1 protein-coding gene is annotated in these 404 nt (G+C 68.6%); it reads left to right on the forward strand.

All coding sequences use genetic code 11. From position 1 onward, the window contains the following. Nucleotides 1–404, forward strand: a 404-nt coding sequence (gene mobV, locus AB4Y97_RS21065) for a MobV family relaxase (RefSeq protein WP_442000986.1), incomplete at both ends; no start/stop codon positions are given.

Below are 404 nucleotides of genomic sequence, written 5' to 3' on the forward strand. Positions count from 1 at the left end.
CCCCGAACGCGGACCCTGCCCGGCTTCACCTCAACGAGAACCACGGCCCCCAGACGCCCGCAGAGATCCAGGCGGCGTTTAAGGAGATCCTGCCCGAGAAGCGCCGGTCGGATGCGGTCCTCGGCCTCGAATATCTGATCACCTTCTCGCCCGAGTTCGGCCAGTCGAACGACGGCGCCGCCTACTTCGAGCAGGCCCGCGCCTGGCTGGTCGAGCGGCATGGGGCCGAGAACGTCGTCAGCACCCACGTCCACCGCGACGAGACGACCCCGCACATGGTCGCCTACGTCGTCCCGATGAAGGAGGGCCGGCTGCGAAGCACGGCCTTCATCGGCGGGCCGCAGATGCTCTCCGAGATGCAGACCGACTTCGCCCAGGCGGTCGGTCGGGAGTTCGGCCTGGAG

Source organism: Microvirga sp. 2TAF3, from assembly GCF_052114965.1.
Lineage (GTDB): Bacteria > Pseudomonadota > Alphaproteobacteria > Rhizobiales > Beijerinckiaceae > Microvirga.